This window comes from Candidatus Neomarinimicrobiota bacterium (assembly GCA_034716895.1).
Classification (GTDB): domain Bacteria; phylum Fidelibacterota; class UBA8477; order UBA8477; family JABMPR01; genus JABMPR01.
Genome location: JAYEKW010000058.1, coordinates 1 through 16,624, shown reverse-complemented (window position 1 = coordinate 16,624; position 16,624 = coordinate 1). Strand labels below are relative to the sequence as shown.

11 protein-coding genes are annotated in these 16,624 nt (G+C 43.3%); 8 read left to right on the top strand and 3 right to left on the bottom strand.

All coding sequences use genetic code 11. The features are described from left to right. The first annotated feature begins 624 nt into the window (after positions 1-624). The 4 genes from U9Q77_04010 (at position 625) to U9Q77_03995 (ending at position 6,083) form a co-directional block, all read left to right on the top strand. Positions 625-1,176: a hypothetical protein gene (locus U9Q77_04010; GenBank protein ID MEA3286521.1), complete on the top strand. Its 552-nt coding sequence runs from the start codon at positions 625-627 to the stop codon at positions 1,174-1,176. Further along, entirely contained in the window at positions 1,166-3,532 is a 2,367-nt protein-coding gene (locus tag U9Q77_04005) for a TonB-dependent receptor (GenBank protein ID MEA3286520.1), read from the top strand. The genes U9Q77_04010 and U9Q77_04005 overlap by 11 nt, the downstream gene beginning before the upstream one ends. 898 nt (positions 3,533-4,430) lie before the next feature. Further along, complete coding sequence (locus U9Q77_04000; protein MEA3286519.1) at positions 4,431-5,117, top strand: hypothetical protein; 687 nt, start codon at positions 4,431-4,433, stop codon at positions 5,115-5,117. 9 nt (positions 5,118-5,126) lie between these two features. Beyond that, a complete protein-coding gene (locus U9Q77_03995; GenBank protein ID MEA3286518.1) occupies positions 5,127-6,083 on the top strand; it encodes a CsgG/HfaB family protein in 957 nt (318 codons plus the stop codon). 67 nt (positions 6,084-6,150) lie between these two features. On the opposite strand, the gene U9Q77_03990 is transcribed toward U9Q77_03995, so the two are convergent. The 3 genes from U9Q77_03990 to U9Q77_03980 all read right to left on the bottom strand — a co-directional run bounded on the left by U9Q77_03990 (position 6,151) and on the right by U9Q77_03980 (position 10,893). Beyond that, on the bottom strand, positions 6,151-8,574 hold the full coding sequence (locus U9Q77_03990; GenBank protein ID MEA3286517.1) for a prolyl oligopeptidase family serine peptidase: 2,424 nt from the start codon (positions 8,572-8,574) through the stop codon (positions 6,151-6,153). 295 nt (positions 8,575-8,869) lie between these two features. After that, positions 8,870-9,943: a hypothetical protein gene (locus U9Q77_03985; protein ID MEA3286516.1), complete on the bottom strand. Its 1,074-nt coding sequence runs from the start codon at positions 9,941-9,943 to the stop codon at positions 8,870-8,872. A 44-nt stretch (positions 9,944-9,987) separates the two neighbouring features. After that, positions 9,988-10,893, bottom strand: a complete 906-nt coding sequence (locus tag U9Q77_03980; GenBank protein ID MEA3286515.1) for a hypothetical protein — start codon at positions 10,891-10,893, stop codon at positions 9,988-9,990. A 379-nt stretch (positions 10,894-11,272) separates the two neighbouring features. Between U9Q77_03980 and U9Q77_03975 the strand changes: the two genes are divergently transcribed. From U9Q77_03975 to U9Q77_03960, 4 genes are all read left to right on the top strand, one after another. Further along, entirely contained in the window at positions 11,273-12,646 is a 1,374-nt protein-coding gene (locus tag U9Q77_03975) for an LptF/LptG family permease (protein MEA3286514.1), read from the top strand. A 73-nt stretch (positions 12,647-12,719) separates the two neighbouring features. Next, positions 12,720-13,619 carry an electron transfer flavoprotein subunit beta/FixA family protein gene (locus U9Q77_03970; protein MEA3286513.1) on the top strand — a complete coding sequence of 300 codons (900 nt, stop codon included), beginning with the start codon at positions 12,720-12,722 and terminating at the stop codon, positions 13,617-13,619. Between the two features lie 7 nt (positions 13,620-13,626). Next, on the top strand, positions 13,627-14,649 hold the full coding sequence (locus U9Q77_03965) for an electron transfer flavoprotein subunit alpha/FixB family protein (protein MEA3286512.1): 1,023 nt from the start codon (positions 13,627-13,629) through the stop codon (positions 14,647-14,649). 56 nt (positions 14,650-14,705) lie between these two features. Next, positions 14,706-16,433: an acyl-CoA dehydrogenase family protein gene (locus U9Q77_03960; protein ID MEA3286511.1), complete on the top strand. Its 1,728-nt coding sequence runs from the start codon at positions 14,706-14,708 to the stop codon at positions 16,431-16,433. Positions 16,434-16,624 lie beyond the last annotated feature (191 nt).

Sequence of the window (16,624 nt, the reverse complement as noted above, 5' to 3'; positions counted from 1 at the left end):
AATATGGGGCAGCCTCTTATATGTGCATGAAGGATTTTGATCAGAATAATCTATCATGGTACGGTAACTGGGAGCACCTGATTCCTTTCTTTGCTTATCCAATAGAAGTGCTCTCGAAACCGTAATGACTAAGCAATACTCTCATTTCGGGAACCTCAATGTCCAGATTTATACTAAACCAGCCCCCATCACTGAGAGAATTTCAATGGGTGAGCCTTTTTTATTTTCCGAGAAACAATTTTAAATAACTTGCTTCAATGTTGAAACTCGTATTACAGAAACAAGTATTGGTGAGAATTATATTGCTTCTAGCAGTAGTATTACTCATCGGATTCCAAGGTTTCCATCATCATTCAGGAGATGACAGTAACTGTATTTGGGCCAATATTCATTTCAATTTACTCCTGCTGACAACACTATTTTACCAAACTTTCCTTGTGGCATTTTTTGCCAATAAAACCCACTCAATTTCCAATTGGAATATCAGGTATAAGATATTGCTGATTCCGGAGCTGCTCAACCTACCTCCCCCTATGCTTCCATAGCATTTTTTAAACAATACTATTTTTCTGTCCGACACCTGTCAGTTGGCAGTTGTCACATTTACTATGGAGCTTTCTACACATGAAACACGTATCAAAAAAACACTTTATTATTGCAACTATCCTCATCAGCCTTTTAAGCACTTTTGCCTGTGACCAAACCGAAGAAATTGTTGAGTCTCAAGACACACATGTTTGTGAACATCTAATGGATGGACCATCAATCGACCTGCTAACCGTAACATCATTGTCTCAGGCCATAGATAGTCTAGATGCAGATGATGAATATAGGGTTCAGGCTCAGTTACATACCCGCTATGACCTGGAGTTACTTGAAGACAGTACTGGATTATTTTCTGGTATGATCCCTTATACACCAGTAGGAGGGTCTGCCGATCACATCCTGTATATGAACCAGGCCGTGGAGGTTTCCGTATTGAATGCCGCCTCAAATGAAGCCTTGATAGCTCATGAAGTGATGGATCACTCAGATGATTGTGACGAAATAGCCTATAAGGGAATTTTTGAACTTGATCAGGATGTCACTTATGTCCTATCCTTTCATCAGGTCTCAACATCCTCAGTGAGTGTATTATTTCCTCTGTATGATGGTGATTCGGATCATGACCACTAAAGGGGTTTTTCAACTCTTACTTCTACTTTGCTTCACGCTCTTGACACACCCCGGATATTCATCTGCAATCTCCGGGGCCTACAACTGGCATGCACACCTTTATGATGAAAATGGAAAACCCATTCCTTATGCCAATGTTTCATTAAGCCAATTAAACACGGGAGCAGTAAGTGACAAAACCGGGCACGTCGAAATAGCCAACCTACCTGCTGGTGAATACACCATCAACATTAGTGTGATTGGGTATGTTAGCCGAGCGATGATCATCACCCTTCCCCAAAGTACTGTTGAGAATAGTACGATTATCCTGCAAAGCACACTGCTCGAAGGGTCGGCAGTGACTGTAACTGTTACAGGGCTGCCATCAGACATCCTAACATCAGAGAGAACGGTTTCGGTTATAGGTGGTGAAACACTCCAACGCAATGCCGGCCAATCACTGAGTGCTACACTTGCTACCATACCAGGACTTCAGGTCATTTCACAGGGACATGCTGTGGCAAAACCTGTCGTAAGAGGTATGAGTAGTCAACGGGTTGTTATCGTTAAGGATGGTATCAAACAAGAGGGACAACAATGGGGAGGTCATCATTCTCCCGAGGTGGATGTACTCAGTCTTGGAAAAATCGAGGTTGTCCGTGGTCCCATGAGTCTCCTTTATGGTTCAGAAGCCATGGGAGGTGTCATCCAGTTAGAAGCACCCAAATTACGTACACTGAATGATGGAGGACGTTCTTTTGCTATGGCAGGGCGTTTGGGTTTTCAAGCCAATTCGCAGCAAATAGTAGGTGGATTGGGGTTTCAAAAATCCTGGGATCATGGTGCAATTAGAGCAAACATCAGTGGCCGTAACAGTGACAACTACGCAGCTCCTGGAAACACTCAATTCCTTGAGCGGGTTGACGGGACAGCTTATCACCAGATAAATGGTGGTTTTCATCTTTTACAAAAATACCAGTCTCATGAACTTGAGATTCTGGGAACCCGCTATGAAGAAGAGCAAACCCTGATAGGTGCTGGTCATTGGCACAACTCTGGAGGTGGTGTTGATGGGACAGAACCCTGGTATCATGTTTTGGGAACCATTGTTTCTCCCACCCAACACAATTCATTAACACTTAAGGGCAAATGGTTACTCGATAATAGTTGGATAGAATATGATTTTGGATCACAGTTAAACCACCGCACTGGTGGAATTGGAGGTGAAAATCCAGTCGTAGACCTGACAGCAAAGACCTATGCTGGAAATGTACGATGGCTGCACCTGATCCAGAAAAAATTCCCCGGAACATTTGGAATTAGCTATCTAAAGAAAAAGAGCACCTCTATCGGATCTGAAAGGTTGCTACCAGACTACAACCAAAGTTCAGTTGGGATGTATAGTTTTTACCGATGGATGTTCGAACCATTTACCTTTTCAGGAGGACTGCGAATAGATGCTACCTCTTATGATATCCTGGCTACAAATTTCGCTGGATTAATCCAAAATGAGGATGTAACTGATTTATATTTTCCTATAAGTAGCGGGAGTGTCGGGCTGGTCTGGCACCAAACTGAAATGCCCTACTCAATTGCTCTAAACCTGGGTACCGGTTGGCGCCCACCCAATCCATATGAATTGTACATTAGTGGTATCCATCATGGAGATTGGAAAATTGAAATAGGCAACCCTGAATTGAGGCCTGAAGCCTCACTAAATAGTGATTTGATTTTCCGCCATGTTGCAGAAACACATACAGGTGAGTTAACGTTCTATTACAATAAACTTAAGGATTATATCATCAGTGCCCCCACTGGTTTGCGAGATGAAGACACTGGTATCCCCATTTACCATATTTCACAAGGGGATGCCCATATTTATGGTAGCGAAATGCGCCTGAACAGAATGTTTGGTTCCCTGTTTGAAGGTGAGGTCGGCTGGGACTATATCAGAGGTGAATCATTACTTCCCGTTGTTGATGCCGATGAAGATGGTGTTGAAGAAGCAGCTCTTCCGGGAATCAGCCCTGCACGCGTTCTCTTCGGTGTGTCATTTTTCAAGGACAAGCTTGCCTGGTTTCAAGATGTAAACCTGAAACTTCAGAATGAATTCGTATTTGCCCAGAATCATTTGGCAGAGTTTGAAAATGTTATCGACGATGGATATGGAAATACTAGGAATGTAATACCTGAAAATTATCAGCTCCTCAGCCTTGCTCTTCATGGGAAGCTCAGGGTGGGCTCGCAACAGGTTGATATTAGCCTGGGGGTGGATAACTTGCTGAACGAGCAATACTATAGTCATTTAAGTAAGTATAAAGGACTTGCTTTCGATCAGGGCTTGAATGTTCATGGAGAAATCCGTTATAACTTCTAGTGCTATGTTAAGCATGAGATGTGCAAAAAGTCGTGGGGATTTTTTTCGATAACAAGGCAAATCCGTTGCTCTATCCAGCTGCCTGTCCCGCCGTAGCTTGAAAAGCGAAGGAGGAAGCTACCGGAGCATTTGAGCGCACGCCCTATAATTTGCTAGTTTACCATTTGGAAGGTTAAATTAGTATCTCAACATCTAATGCATTTGCCATGAAACCCCGAATTTCGGGATATTCTTAATTTGTCCTTATCAAACGCGTTTCATCCTTGTTCTGTAGACTGTATTTGGCTATATTTTATTTTCAATATGTTTAGAATTATGATGGTAATGATATAATTGAGAGTTGGCGTGTATGCTTAACGCTTTGGTTATCGGCTACCCTGAAGGATAGTTTTTTTGTATTTATAATTTACAAGTATTATTTTAAAAAATGCTTGTTACGACCATATCAAGAATTCGAATCTTATTTTTTTCGTTATTAAAAACAGGGGGAATCTGATGCATCCAATATAGAGACTTCTGAAAGCCCAAGTCATCACACAAATCGGAAATTAAGACACTTGAGGAGTTATACCATTTTCAGTTTTAAAGTAGCCATTAAATCCAAAATATCATCCTACACTTTGCAAGTTACGGGAGACAAGTTTTTCTTTTTTACTCCCCGTGCGATTTTCGATAGAAAATTCGCACTGCTTCGCTTTAAATGTGAAGCCTGCCTGCGTGGAGACCAACTTCGGCATAGGCAGGCATAGCCTTCAGTCTCCGCACTACATGCTACGCCTGACAAGCAGCTATGGTGAACATTTTAAGTGTGTTATGCTGAGTTCATCGAAGTAAAGTAAAAATGGAAAAGATGAAGAAATTACAGGCCATTTAGAACTGAAATTGGTATTAAACAGAGATGAAAAGATTAGTCGTAGTATTATCGGTAATAAGCCTTTCTATTATCATGATCAATTGCGCAAAACAGTATCCACTAACAGTTGCTGATGTAGCACCGAAATTAGCACAATTTTCAGAAGCACATAATTGGGGATTTACTGATGAAGGTGAATTTGTTGAATACTATCAAATTGGAGACCCTAACTTTGATAATTTCTTTAAAACAGCCGCTAAACTTGATGGTTTGGTAATTATTGCCAATGGAATGACAAAGAATACAACAAAACAATTAAAAAAGTATGCCATGTCAAAAGCGGCGGATGAATCCCTCCAGGAGGATATCAAAGCAACTATTGGTGATACTGCTCCAGAGGATTATTCTACGGAACAATCCCTGATTGTCATGAAACTGGCAAAACAACATGATAAGGTATCCAAAGATGAGCTAAAATATTTTGCCACTTCTTCAGCATCATTGAGTATTGCAGTAATCGCTCTTGGTAAAGGTGTGAACGAAGTTGGTAATCTCTTGAAAGACGGGGCGACACTATTGAAAAATGTGAAAAGTACAAAACCCTGGCTTATTCCAGCAGCGACAAAAGGAATTAAGGGATCTATAGAAAATTTAATGGGGTTTAAAAATAACGCGCCCAAAGTTTTAGAGGAAATGAAAGTTCTTCACGAAGGCTTTAAGGCAATGGGCTAAGGTAATACTATGAAACACAATTATATTTCGATCACATGTATCATATTTTTTGTATCAATTGTTCTTTTTAGTTGTGCTTCACAAGGTACACCTGAAGATATAGCACTGCCTAAAAATGGCGGTGCTATATCTTTCCCTCCAGGCTGGAATGATTCAATCATTGAGAAAATCAAGGCGGGTCAATCCACTAAAAACATTTTAGCAGTCTTAGATTTTGAAGGGAATGAAAAGCTAAAAGGAAAAGTTGATCTAAAAATGTCCGACATGCTAACAACATCGTTAGTAAAAACAGGTCGCTTTGATATTGTTGAGCGGAACAAGATTGATAACATTATTAAAGAACAGCGACTTGGACTTGCAGGGATAATCGATGAGATGTCTGCTGCGGAGGTTGGTAAGATGATTGGAGCTGAGTACGTAGTATTTGGGTCAATCACATCAGCGACCAGAAGTGATATTGATAAGTTTGGATATATCTTAGTTAAAATTGAGGTTGGGATAGATGTAAGAGTTGTTAATGCTACAACGGGGAAAATACTACTATCAGAATCTGCCATCGGATTGTCAGAAAGCAAAATAGTACAAACTGCAGATGGTGTTGTTGTTAGCGGAGCAATTGATTACAATTCGGCTTATGCGAAATCATCAAGAGACGCTGTAAATAAGGTTTCAAGCAAAATTGCAAATTTATTACCTCTTATCGGTTTTGTAGTTTCTACAAATATTGAGGAAATTATAGTTGATGTCGGTGAGGATCGTGGAGTGAAACGTAATGACCGATTTGTAGTATTTCGTGTAGGGGAGGAAATCCTTCACCCTGTTACAGGTAACCACATCGGTTGGAAAAAAGAAATACTTCAGGAAATATCCATAACCACAACAGAAAAATCTATGGCCACCGGAATTACCATGAGAAAGAAATCAGAATCAGAGGTGATGCCTGGTGATCTGGTGATTTCAAGGTAAAGACGCTGATTCAATAGAACCATCTGCAAAATTTAATAAAAAGCCCATCAACTAAGGAATACCTGGCTTACTTTCCCTTATTCATAACATATTTATCCAGCCATCTGTCCTGTTCCCAGAGGAGGTGAAGGATACTTTCCTTCGCCCGATAACCATGACTTTCCTTGGGTAGCATCACCAAACGAGCAGGGGCTCCCAGACCCTTTAAGGCGTTGAAGTAACGTTCACTCTGTAAGGGATAGGTTCCAGAATTATTGTCTGCTTCACCATGGATCAACAGAAGCGGTGTCTTCATTTTATCAGCATGCATAAAGGGTGACATCCTGTAATACACTTCAGGAGCTTCCCAATAGCTACGTTCTTCGCTCTGAAAACCGAAAGGAGTCAACGTACGATTATAGGCTCCACTACGAGCAATACCAGCCGCAAATAGATTGGAATGCGACAACAAGTTGGCCACCATAAAGGCACCATAGGAATGTCCGCCAACTGCCACCCGGTCAGGATCGATGTATCCCAGCTTATTCACCGCATCAATGGCTGCGCTGGCATTTGCCACAAGTTGCGACCGAAAACTGTCATTGGGTTCTTGATCACCTTCGCCTATGATGGGAAAAGCCGCTCTATCCAAAACCACATAACCCCGTGTCACCCAGTAAATGGGGGAACCGTAATAAGGATAAACAAACCGGTTGGGATTGGATGTCTTTTGAGAAGCCGAGTTCTTGTCTTTGTACTCCCGCGGATATGCCCATAAGATCATCGGTGCCTTTTCTCCGCTCTCCACATCATGGTTCAGTGGTAAATAGAGTGTAGCATTCAATTCCAAACCATCATCCCGGAAATAGGTAATAACTTCTTTATGGATGTCCTGCAAACTCTTAAATGGGTTGTCGAAATGAGTGATGGCTGTTAATGATCCCTTCTTATGGATATCCCGTAGATAATAGTTCGGATACTCATTTTTTGATTCCAGACGCACCAGGTATTGCCCCTTTTTGAAATCAATGGCCTCATAAATATCCTCAATCTTGTCCTCATAAGTCGAGCGATAAATACGGGATGAGGTCTTCTTCCTTAAACTGAATTTATCAATAAAGGGGTACTGACCCTCGGCAGAGAAGCCTGCTCCAATCAGGAACAGGGACTTTTTATGAATGGCCAATACGGACTCATGATACTTATTCTTTTCATGCACAAAATAACCGGGGTCGCTGTAACGATCCTGATAGTTTCGGTCAGAAATAATGGTTCCTTTCTGCTTCGATTTGGACGGATCAAATAAATATGTTTTTATATTTCGAGTGTTCCACCAATAGTCATGAGCAATAGCTATCTTCCTGCTTCCCCACTCGATATTAGAATATCGGTTTACCAGTTTAATGAGTGAGACCCCCTGCTTTTTAGAAGATATTTCCTGCTGAAAAATCTCGTCCCGGTAAGGAACTTCGACATCGGGATCACCTCCATCGAGAGCTTCACACCAAACCAGGGTTGATGGACGGTCCAAGCGCCAGGTCATTTGACGTTTACCGGTTCTAACCGCCATAAAGCCCTTTGGTAAGACTTCCATTAAGGGGACATCCATGACCGTCTTAACAAAACTACCGTTATTGTGATAAATATTTGTTTTAAAAGGAAATCTGGAATAGGTGACAATGTAGGAGAATGGGCGTTGGATCTCGGAGATCTTGACATACTCGCCGTTGGGAGAAAAGGATATGCTGCGATACATACCCTGATTAAGCCATGGCGATTCTTGACCATTAAGGGTCACTTTTACAATTTTTGAGGTAACCAATACCTGAAAATTATGCTCATCATCCCGGTTCTTGAGTAAATCCTGATAGGTCCGATTCTGGGCTTTCTCACCAGTGCTTTCAGTAATAACCGGACCAGTCGGAACTGAAAGTTCGGTATCAACCAGGGACTCCCCTGACTCTGGCATTATCTTGACCAACAAAGCTCCACTGTCTTTAAACCAGGTCATTGGCTTACCCAAATTGGCATTCGCCCTGGCTGTGATCAGTCTTGTCACAGAGGCAGAACTTATATTCAGCAACCAGACTTCCACTCCTGTTTCCGTTGTATTGGTGAACGCCACATATGCTTGACTGGGTGACCAGCTAAAATTTGAAAGTCTGGAATTCTGAGGTAAGCCGGCAACCGTTCTCAGGTTTTCATCCAAGGCTTTTTTCAGCTTGATGTCATTATAATAGGTTTTGCGACTGGATATATTGGTTTTAGGATTTATACGGAGACCAGCAAGCCGTAATTCTTTTTCCGAAAGCGTGGCAATTGATTTATAGGTATCGCGATATAACAACAGGACATTTTCACCCTTACTATCCACTTGAACTCTTGGCGTAAGCGGCGCATTAACCAGTTCTAAAATTGACTCCGGTGGTGTTTGATAGACCAGCTGTTCTTGCGCAGTTAAAACGGAACCTGCCAGCAGGATTAATACGATGAGATATTGGTAAACTTTCATATTTATACTCCCTCAATTTTATTGATCTAAAATATTTTGAATAGCGGGAATAGCTATAAAAGGTTTACCTGAAACGGGCATATCTCCAATGCAGCTAATCTAAACTGTGAAAGGTTTCAGTCCCCGCCAAATTTGGCTCGACAAGGATCAAAAAAAGCCTGGAGAGCTTTCCAGGCTTTTTGACTCTGGTTGATCTTTCGATCAAAACAGATTAATGAATTACAACGTTGAGAAAAACTCTCCACAGATACGCGGTCTGCCCACCTGAGGAGAGTTGTAAAACAAGACTAACTATTTAGAATTTGATATCGAACTTGGTAATGATCATTGAGCCACCACCGAGTTGTGGACCATTCAAGTCCTGGTAAACTGCAATTGGCATGCAGACACCCAGGTGGATTTTCTTTGAGAATTTAATATGCGCTTCAGGTGCCACATAAATTACGTGCCCGCCTGTATTCTCGATATCAACACCATTTTTCACTGCTTTGGTTTTAACCTCACCATTAAGCTCAAAACCAACATCCAGTTTCATGTGGGCCGCGTAAGCATAGGTGTAGTTATATTTAAAAACGCTGGATCTCTTAAATACATGAGGACCCAATTCGCCATCTGTAGCCATCACATATACAAAATAAACATTATTCCAGTTCCGCTTTTTGATCTGATGCGCTCCCAGCTCAAAAATGGGATTGAATGATCCTGAGCTAAGCTGCATGCTCCCTGGCAGAACATTGCCGTTCACATCAACAGCGTCAGTGGTTCCTACTGGAATGGTTGTACCAATACCGACAATTATGTTGGCCGGTCCGGTCTTCTGATTCATGATGCCATAGCGACCGATCAATTTGAAATCACCAAATCCTGAGTTCTCATCAGAGAATACATCACCGTTTGGCTTTAAGCGATCCATTGATTTGATGAAATATGAGGTGATCAATCTTACATCAACATGCTTGATAATTCCAGTACGGAAGGCATTCTGTACTTCTTGATAGGCAAATCTTTTCACTCCTGGAGAGGCAAAATCGATCACATCACTCCCAGATAGCAATTCATCTTTGCTTACGTTGAAATACTTGTTGATCAGAACATAGGTGCCAACTGGTACCAGGCTGCCATTGTGAGTATTGACAGCGGCACAGGGCATGGGTCCTGTATACTTTTGTTTAGCTTTTTTTGCAGCAGGTTGAGCTGGTACTTCAGTAGCTGCGACAACTTCGGGAGCTGCTTCAGGTGTTACATCAACTGCCGCAACAGTTGTATCAGCTAAAGATACAGCACTGGTTGAATCAGTTTGTGCCAGGGCAAAGCTGGCAACTACAAAGAAAAGCAGAAGTACAACGTGGCGTAAGTGGTTATTTTTCATTTTAAATCCTTTATCTTTTTGAGCTATTTGGTTTTTATTTGGGATTAATCTTCGGTTGTATAATAGTTTTTGAAATATGGGATCAGCATAACGATGATAAAGATCGTACCCAACAAGCCGCCTAAAAAATAGACCGAGGTAAACATGGAAGGTGTGCCGGCACCTACAACTTTGGCACCTTTAGCAAAGGCATCTGCTCCAGCAACAGAAAATGAGGCTTTGGGACGAGCATAATGGACGGGGAAAGCAGCAACGGCCATTCCCAGACCCGCTACTATGCTAAACCACCAACCCGCTTCTTTTTTTGCAGCAAGATTATAGATCGCAATAAAGATGGTGATCAGAACAATAACCATGATGGGTTGCGAGTAACGCAAGATACCAATCGATGGATCGAGGATCGAGGCTGTTTTTCCGCCCTGATACAAGCCACGCAGCCCGTGTTCAGCAAAGGCGAATGTTTGAGTCCCAAACATCCCTAAAAGGGTTAGTGGCACAAAGGTTGGCCATAGATCCTTACCCTTTTTCTCTAAAATGATCAAAGCCCAAAAAGCGAGCAGTCCAACAATAAACGCTGTAAATGAAGGAGCAAAAGCGCCTTTCCTCACCATATATCCGGCAAAACTGCTGACATAGAAGCTACCAATTGGCAACGTTGCCAAGCTCACCAATGCAACGGGGAAGGCCCAGGACTTATTCTTCAAGAACGCGTAGGTAACCAGTAGCAGGATAATTCCAGCAATCACGGTTATGCCAAGCCAGCCAAAACTAACATGCAAGCGCAGGGAGGCAATTTCGTTCATTGGCATGGTAGCCCCTTTGGTCTGACCCTTCAGGAACATGTTTACGGTCTTGGTGACCAAGCCAGGGTTAATAAATATTAAGAACACACTTACTGCCAAAGTAATTCCGGCTTGAATCTTACGAGTTAAAGCTGATTCGATGTTCATTTATTGATTTCCTTTCTTTCCTTCATTCTGGAAAAATCCAGTTTGTTATTTCCATAACCCATGCTAAAACTGTAGGTTACAGTCGAGTAATTCTACGGTTTGAGGTAGTTGCATTTTTTAAGCACCCCACCACGACAACCACATGTTAGTTGATATAAACTAATATCCATGTAAGCAGTATAATTAATATTTTCTAAATAGCAACTATTTCTATTTGCGTTCTATTTACATGATCGTGTATTGTAAGAAATTGTGCAGATCGAGACATTTCACCGGGGTGACTTCATTCATTGGAACGAAAACGATGCTTCCATAACCTTGCATTGTGTAACAGCATCTTTCCTGTAGAATCCAACCCAAACACGTCTATTTTTATCCGATGATCAAAACCATAGATAAATATATTTTTCGCGAGTTACTAACCCCCTTCTTTTACTCGTTGCTGGTGCTGACCATGATCTTTCTGGTTAATTTTATTATTCGTGCCATGGACCGAATCCTGGGTAAAGGACTTTCCTTTTTTGTCATCCTGGAATACATCGCCCTTAATCTGGCCTGGATATTGGCACTGGCTATCCCTTTGTCAGTCCTGGTTGCTGTCCTCCTGGCTTACGGTCGTCTGGCAACTGATCATGAAGTGACAGCCATGCGCTCTGGTGGGATATCGCTTCCACGCGTCATGATGCCGGCATTGGTATTCGCGCTTTTCGTAGGAAGCTTTACGTTTTACTTCAATACTTCGATCCTGCCTGATGTTAATCACCGAGCTCGCCTGTTAGGCTCTGACATCTATCGCAAACGACCCGATATGGATATCGTCCCAGGTTACTTCATTGATGATCTGCCAGACTATAACATCCGGGTGAATGAAGTAACCGAAACAGGTCTGCAGGGTGTGATCATCTTTTCTAAAAGTAATCTGCGCGAACAAGTCTCCATCTTTGCGGAAAGCGGCCGAACAGAAACTGCCGGTGGACAGATCATTTTCACCTTATACAATGGTGAAAAACACTTGCTCGATCTGGATAAACTGGATGACTATCAACGCGAGTATTTCGATTCGACTCGCTTAACGGTAAAGGTTAATAATTTAGAGCTGAAACGACGGGAATCAGCAGTTCGCGGTGATCGGGAAATGACCCCGGCCATGATGTATCAACGTATTGAGGATAATAAGGGTCGTTACCAGCGAACCATCGACCGGATGCTCAACATTCGGGTTAACAGCCCACTTTTTGATGGGGATTCACTGGTTGATATGGTGGCTGTCATGGATACGATTAGACGCATTCCGGTAAACAAAGCGGAAACCATCAAAGCCAGAACCAGAGCCTGGAACCGTACCATCGACAAGCTGGAAAGTCAGGAACGCCTTCTCAACAGTTACCTGAAACAGATAAATAAATATCTGGTTGAGATCCATAAGAAGTATGCCATGGCTGTCACCTGCATTGTTTTCGTGCTGGTGGGGGTTCCCCTGGGGATCATGACCCGCAAATCCAGTGGCACCATTGGGGTAGCTATTGGTATGTTTTTTATCTACTGGGCAGCCCTTATTGCCGGTGAAGAATTAGCAGACCGCCGGATGGTGGATCCTGTCCTGGCTATGTGGGCTCCCAATGGTATTATGGCCATCGTAGGGTTGTGGATCAGTTATCAGGTTTCCCGAGAACGAACGGTCATCAATATTCTGTGGCTGAAAACCATTTTCAATCCCTTCAACTGGCAGATATTCTCAGCTAAAAAAACCTGATCAAGTAAGCAGTTTCAAATCGCTGGTATCCGACTATATTGAACTTTATGAATTTGTTGAGGAGAGTTTCTGCATGTCACTTCATACCATTGTACTCGTAAAACAAGTACCTGATACCAGTAATATTTCAGGGGATGTGATGCGCCCTGATGGGACGGTGAACAGGGCACGTTTACCGGCAATCTTCAATCCGGAAGACCAGGAAGCCCTGGAGCTTGCTCTGCGTCTGAAGGATCAGCATGGTGGAACTGTTACCGCGCTGACCATGGGACCACCCAATGCGGCAAATATGCTGCGCGAATGTTTATATATGGGAGCTGACCGCGCCATTCTGGTTAGCGATAGACGTTTTGCCGCTGCTGATACTTTGGCCACATCCTATGCGCTTCACAAAGCGGTCCATCACATTGGTGAATTCGATCTTATTTTTGGAGGACGCCAGGCCATCGACGGTGATACAGCACAGGTAGGACCTCAAACTGCTGAAAAACTGGGCATCCCCCAGATCACTTACACGCAGGAGATCCAGGATCTGAATCTACAAAAGCGAACCATCAGAGCAAAAAGAGCCATCAATAATGGCTACGAAATATTGGAGTCTCCCCTGCCGGTTCTGCTCACTGTGATCAAAGATGCAACTGTTCCCAGACCTTTTGATGTTAAAAGGCTTTGCACCTATAAACGAGCTCAATCAAAATTTGAGATCCAGTCCACAGTAGATGATAGTCACGACCTGATCTCAATGGATCAACTGCTGGAAGAAGCCCAGCTGAAAGGTCTGTACATTGAGACCTGGAATATTGAAGATATCGATGCTGATGTAAGCATGTGTGGTCTGGCGGGATCACCCACCAAAGTGCATAAGGTTGAAAATGTGATCCTTAGTGGCTCAGAATTCAAAAAAGTACCAGCAACAACTGACGGGCTGCACGATATGATCACCGAACTAATGCAAGATCACATTTTTGGATAGAATAATTATGAATTCAAACATAAAAGATATGGTATGGGTCTTCGCCGAACAATCCAATGGAGAGCTGGCAGATGTAAGCCTGGAATTATTGCATAAAGCAGGAGCTTTAGCCAAAAAGATGGATTCCGAAGTCAGTGCTGTTCTCCTTGGCCACGAAATAGCGGAATTGGCAAATACGCTTTTTGCCCATGGTGCCGACAATGTTTATCTCCTGGATGATAAGGAACTCAAAGACTTTCGCAGCCTACCCTATGCAAATCTGATCACCAAGCTGGTTGAAGATAAACAACCCCGGATTGTGTTATTTGGAGCGACTCATACTGGTCGGGATATTGCTCCCCGGGTTGCCTCCCATACACGTTCCGGTCTGACTGCGGATTGCACAGAATTAAAGATCGAAACATTAACACTTCGTAAAGTCGAGCATACTGATCTGTTATTGCAGATCCGCCCGGCTTTTGGGGGAAATATCATTGCAACGATCATCTCGCCTGATGTAGCGATTCAAATGGCCACCATTCGTGAGGGCGTCATGGAAATGGGCGAAGCAGACCCATCCAGGACAGGCCATGTGATTCAGATTCCGGTAAAACTGGGGCCAATCGAGGTCGCTGTTCAAATCATCGAAAAACATCAGAAACCATCAGAAGTGAATTTGAAGACTGCTCCAATTATTGTAGCCGGTGGCTATGGGGCAGATACTCCGGAAAAATTTCAACTGATCAAAGATCTGGCCAAAGTACTGGGGGCAGATGTAGCTGGATCCCGGGCTGCTGTTGATGCTGGTCTGATCGAGGCAGAGCGTCAGGTCGGACAAACTGGCACAACCGTGCGACCGAAGCTTTACATCGCCATCGGTATTTCAGGAGCTATTCAACATCGGGCCGGAATGCAGGAATCCCAAAAGATTATCGCCATAAACAATGATCCTGAAGCCCCAATTTTTGGTGTGGCTCACTATGGAATTACAGGCGATCTGGAGGTTGTTATTCCCAAGTTGATCGCAGCCTACAAAAGCCAATTACACTAAGGATTCTCCAGGCACTTCATGAGAGCGACTTATTACAGGATTATCAAGGATTAATTATGTCAAATTTTTTCACTGAGAATCAGGATATTCAATTTCAATTCAACCGGATCGATCTGGAAAAGATAATCAAGATCCGCGAACATGATTATTCCGAGACTGCCAAGTATCCGTTTGCTCCCCGGAATTATGAAGATGCCCGGGACAATTTCAGACGCATTCTGGAAGTGGTCGGTGATATATCAGGCAATTTTGTGGCAGAACGTGCCCGGGAAGTTGATGAGTTGGGCTCCACCTTTGCTGATGGTAAGGTCACTTACGCCAAGGGGCTGGAAGAAGACATGCACCGACTTAATCAAGCTGGTCTCATGGGTTTTCTCCTGGAGCGTAAATACGGTGGACTCAATCTACCCATATCACTCTATGTTTTTGCTATAGAAATGGTTTCACGCGGGGATGCCTCACTGATGAATCTTTTTGGGCTTCAGGATATTTCCGAAACCATTGAAAACTTTGCCAGTGATGAGATCAAAGCCGAATATCTACCAAAATTCAGCAGCGGTACGGTATCCGGTGCCATGGTTCTCACAGAACCCGATGCCGGTTCTGATCTCCAGGCTGTTAAAACGCGCGCTTACCAGGATGACGCGGGTAATTGGTATCTAAATGGTGTCAAACGCTTTATTACAAATGGCAATGCCGACGTTTGCCTGGTCTTGGCCCGTTCAGAGGAAGGCACCAAAGATGGTCGCGGGTTGTCCCTTTTTGTCTGCTATGGTGATGATACGGTTCAAATCAGGCGGATCGAGCACAAATTAGGGATCAAAGGTTCACCCACTTGCGAAATGCAATTCCACGATACACCAGCTCAGCTCATCGGGTCACGTAAACGCGGATTGATCTCCTATGTCATGGCTCTCATGAATGGTGCCCGTCTGGGAGTTGCAGCTCAGGCTCTAGGGATCGCCCAGGCAGCCTATATTGAAGCCCGGCGTTATGCCCAGGAACGGGAACAATTTGGAAAATCCATTCTAAACTTTCCGGCTGTGGCAGATATGCTGGTTAAAATGAAAGTGGATCTGGAGACTTCCCGAACATTGATCTATTCCACCGCTCATGCAGTTGATATGCTAAAGGTGTGTGAGATGGAGCAGACCCGACTCAAGGAAGCCGGTGAATCCATCACTGATATTCGGCAGGAGGTCAAACATTGGAAATCCATGGCTGATTTTCTGACACCACTCTCGAAATACATCATCTCTGAAAAAGCGAACCGCATCTGCTATGATGCCATCCAGATTCATGGTGGCACGGGCTATATGCAGGAATTCAATGTGGAACGCCATTATCGTGATGTCCGGATCACTAACATCTATGAAGGCACCTCGCAACTTCAGGTCATTGCTGCTATCGGGAGTGTCATTAAAGGGATTTCTGATAAACAGTTTGATGCCAATGAGGAACGTGAGTGGCATCACGAAGCCCGGTTGCTGGCCAATAAGCTGAAAAAGATTCGTAATCTATTCAATAAAAGTAAAGCGTACGTTCTGGAGCAGGAGGACAAGGCTTATCAGGAATTGCATTCAGCAGAACTGGTGGAAATGTACGGCTCACTTTACGTTGGGTATTTGCTTTTAGATGAAGCTGCCGAGGATTCCCGCAAAATGCTCATTGCCAAAAAATACATTCTGGATTCACTGGCAACCGCCCTGCATCATACAGAATCCATCACCAAAGGTTTCGATACCCTGTTTACGGATGTGGAGCAGATCCTCACCAGAGAATAGAATTTAGTGTAAACTCACTCCTGGAAGCTTATCATTAGGCGTCCAACTCCGATACAGTCATATTCTAGTGTCACGTTAAGCATGATATAGCGCAACCAAGCCTTGTTCTTTTCCCCGCTAACTGCGTTAAATATTGTTACTATAGCTAGGGCTATGGTAACAATATTTGCCTTGTTATCGAAAAAAATCCC

Excerpts from the sequence above, each read along its gene's own strand:
- U9Q77_04010 (MEA3286521.1), top strand. The coding sequence starts at position 625 with ATGAAACACGTATCAAAAAAACACTTTATTATTGCAACTATCCTCATC.
- U9Q77_04005 (MEA3286520.1), top strand. The coding sequence starts at position 1,166 with ATGACCACTAAAGGGGTTTTTCAACTCTTACTTCTACTTTGCTTCACG.
- U9Q77_04000 (MEA3286519.1), top strand. The coding sequence starts at position 4,431 with ATGAAAAGATTAGTCGTAGTATTATCGGTAATAAGCCTTTCTATTATC.
- U9Q77_03995 (MEA3286518.1), top strand. The coding sequence starts at position 5,127 with ATGAAACACAATTATATTTCGATCACATGTATCATATTTTTTGTATCA.
- U9Q77_03990 (MEA3286517.1), bottom strand. The coding sequence starts at position 8,574 with ATGAAAGTTTACCAATATCTCATCGTATTAATCCTGCTGGCAGGTTCC.
- U9Q77_03985 (MEA3286516.1), bottom strand. The coding sequence starts at position 9,943 with ATGAAAAATAACCACTTACGCCACGTTGTACTTCTGCTTTTCTTTGTA.
- U9Q77_03980 (MEA3286515.1), bottom strand. The coding sequence starts at position 10,893 with ATGAACATCGAATCAGCTTTAACTCGTAAGATTCAAGCCGGAATTACT.
- U9Q77_03975 (MEA3286514.1), top strand. The coding sequence starts at position 11,273 with ATGATCAAAACCATAGATAAATATATTTTTCGCGAGTTACTAACCCCC.
- U9Q77_03970 (MEA3286513.1), top strand. The coding sequence starts at position 12,720 with ATGTCACTTCATACCATTGTACTCGTAAAACAAGTACCTGATACCAGT.
- U9Q77_03965 (MEA3286512.1), top strand. The coding sequence starts at position 13,627 with ATGAATTCAAACATAAAAGATATGGTATGGGTCTTCGCCGAACAATCC.
- U9Q77_03960 (MEA3286511.1), top strand. The coding sequence starts at position 14,706 with ATGTCAAATTTTTTCACTGAGAATCAGGATATTCAATTTCAATTCAAC.